Genomic DNA, 602 nt, shown 5'->3' on the forward strand with positions numbered 1-602 from the left:
CGTCGTGGTCACAACGAAGCGGACGAGCCGGCAGCAACCCAGCCGGTCATGTACGAGAAAATCCGCAAGCTGAAGACCACCCGCAACCTGTACGTGGATCAATTGGTGGAAGCCGGTGTTATCACCGAGGAAGAAGCCAAGCAGATGGAGAACGACTACCGTGACGCCCTGGATAATGGCGAGCACGTGGTCAAATCCCTGGTCAAAGAGCCCAACAAAGAGCTCTACGTTGACTGGACTCCTTACCTCGGCCACGAGTGGACAGCCAAGTGCAAGTCCAGCGTTGCGCTGAAGACGATCCAGAAGCTGGGCAAGAAACTGACCTCGGTCCCTGAAGGTTTCAGTATCCAGCGTCAGGTCTCCAAGATTGTTTCCGACCGCGAAAAAATGACCGCCGGCGCCCTGCCTATCAACTGGGGCTACGGTGAAGTCATGGCGTATGCGACGCTGTTGGACGAGGGTCACCCAATCCGCCTTACGGGGCAGGATATTGGCCGTGGCACGTTCTCTCACCGCCATGCCGTCCTTCACAACCAGAAAGATGGATCGACCCATATTGCTCTGGCGGAATTGTCGGAAGATCAGCCCAAGTTCGAAATTTA

The 602-nt window shown here is 56.0% G+C and carries 1 protein-coding gene; it reads left to right on the forward strand.

The annotated features are described in order from the left end of the window. A partial coding sequence (locus B2W52_RS21210) for a thiamine pyrophosphate-dependent enzyme (RefSeq protein WP_286804030.1) occupies nucleotides 1-602 on the forward strand: 602 nt, incomplete at both ends.

The sequence above is a fragment of the Marinobacter sp. UBA2498 genome, assembly GCF_002341575.1.
GTDB lineage: Bacteria > Pseudomonadota > Gammaproteobacteria > Pseudomonadales > Oleiphilaceae > Marinobacter > Marinobacter manganoxydans.